This window comes from Brevibacterium samyangense, from assembly GCF_039529845.1.
GTDB classification, from domain to species: domain Bacteria; phylum Actinomycetota; class Actinomycetes; order Actinomycetales; family Brevibacteriaceae; genus Brevibacterium; species Brevibacterium samyangense.
Genome location: NZ_BAAANO010000020.1, coordinates 242,337 through 244,110, shown reverse-complemented (window position 1 = coordinate 244,110; position 1,774 = coordinate 242,337). Strand labels below are relative to the sequence as shown.

Annotated in this window: 1 tRNA gene and 1 pseudogene; one reads left to right on the top strand and one right to left on the bottom strand. The window is 68.1% G+C overall.

The features are described from left to right. Positions 1-493 precede the first annotated feature (493 nt). Positions 494-566 (bottom strand) — tRNA-His (locus tag ABD172_RS11820). A gap of 404 nt (positions 567-970) precedes the next feature. Between ABD172_RS11820 and ABD172_RS11815 the strand changes: the two are divergent. After that, positions 971-1,774, top strand: a pseudogene (locus tag ABD172_RS11815) (hypothetical protein); the annotation flags it as partial.

Sequence of the window (1,774 nt, the reverse complement as noted above, 5' to 3'; positions counted from 1 at the left end):
GACGTCTTTCCTCTCAACGGCACGCCGGCCGAGCCGACTACCTCGCTACACCCTCAACTGCGAAGAGCCATGAAACTGTTGCAAGCCCACTACGCGGGGGCGGTGCCGATCGACCTGTTGAAGCAAGAGCAAGATCGCATCGCGAACCAGATCGGGGACATTCAACACCGACTTGAAGCGCATCACAACGAATATGCGTCAGCACGGGCGAACCTCGATGATTCGCTCGGACTGCTCGCCAACATCGTCAGTGTGTACCAACGCGCCGACGACGCAAACCGGAGGTTGTGTAACCAGGCGTTCTTCCATCGGATCTTCATCGAGAAAGAAGGAGATGTGCGGGTCGAGTACGAGCGACCCTTCGGATCACTCTGCGACACCGAGGAGCAGATGAACGCCCTGAGCTGGGCGGCCGAAGCGAAAAAGAAGGGAGAGGTTCAACCCGGACGAAGAGTGGAGACTCTTGTCGAGGGTTTGAACCTCTCCCATGCGGGGTGCCCAACGGGACTTGAACCCGCGACCCCCGCGACCACAACGCGGTGCTCTACCGACTGAGCTATGGGCACCAAGGAAGCGAAAATCGTTACCGGAACCGCGTGGGTATCTCTACCCCGGAGGACCCGCTGGCGTTTTTCGCAGCGCTGACAATCCTAGACCGATTCCCGCGCCCGGAACAAACCCGGGCGCCGTAATGCGCATCACAGACGAAAGCGGCCTTCCACCGCTCCCGCTGCACCTCCGCGACTCCTGCCCTTCCGCTCCCCGCCCCTCCGCGACTCCCGCCCTTCCGCACGCTGCTTTTCCCGCACGCCGCCACTCCCGCACCCACCTCACCGTCCCCTCACCTTTCCCTCGACGCGACCCACACCCGGCGCGATGCGATCTCGGAACGAGGCCCTGGTGGGCCCGTGCCGTCCTCCCCGGCTCGTACACTTGAGCCGATCCGTATCGTCCACCTCGGGGTTCACTCATGGCCGCAGCTCTCCTCAAAGTCGCCGACGACAAGTCGGTCGAACTCGTGTACGGAGGCACGTCCACCCATCACCCCGACCTCGGCGACGCCCTGTCCCGCCTCGCGTACTTCGCCCGCGCGCAGCAGACAGATATCGAGGCACACGTCCAGGACGGCCCGGTGGAGCGCAAACTCGCGATCGATGCGACCGGACGCGTGCTGCCGTCCGCGCAGCAGTCGCCGGAACGGCCGGACCGAGAGGCAACGTCCGGAGGAGCCCCCGCACAGCACTTCTCGACGCCGGACTCCTCCGCGCACCCGCCACAGGCCCACAGGCCCACCGCCGGCCCGGGTTCGCCCGACACCGCGCCCTCGACGCCGACCCCACCGAGCCCCGGGATGCCTCCGACTCCGGACCCGCGATCCGACGACTCCGCAGAACCCGACATCGGCTTCGACACGTCATTCCCCGCCGCTCCCCCGCGCCCGGCCGAGGCGCCCAGCGGCACCGGACCGAGTTCGCCCGAGGCCAACGCGCCGGAAGCGACCTCGCCCGAGGCGAACACACCCGCACCGAACACGTCCTCATCGACCTCCGTACGGGGCACCGACCCCGCCCCGGGTTCCCCCGCCACCGTCGCCCCTGGGTCCACAGAGGCGAACGCTCCCGCAGGCCAGTCCCACCCCCGCCCGTCGACGGCTCCCGGCACCCCGTACTCGGGGCCCGTCGCTCCGACCGGCACTCCCGCCGAGGCGATGGCGGCGCGGGAGGCGGCCGCGGCACGCGAGGCACAGGGCGCCTCGGCGGCGTTCCCCCCCGCG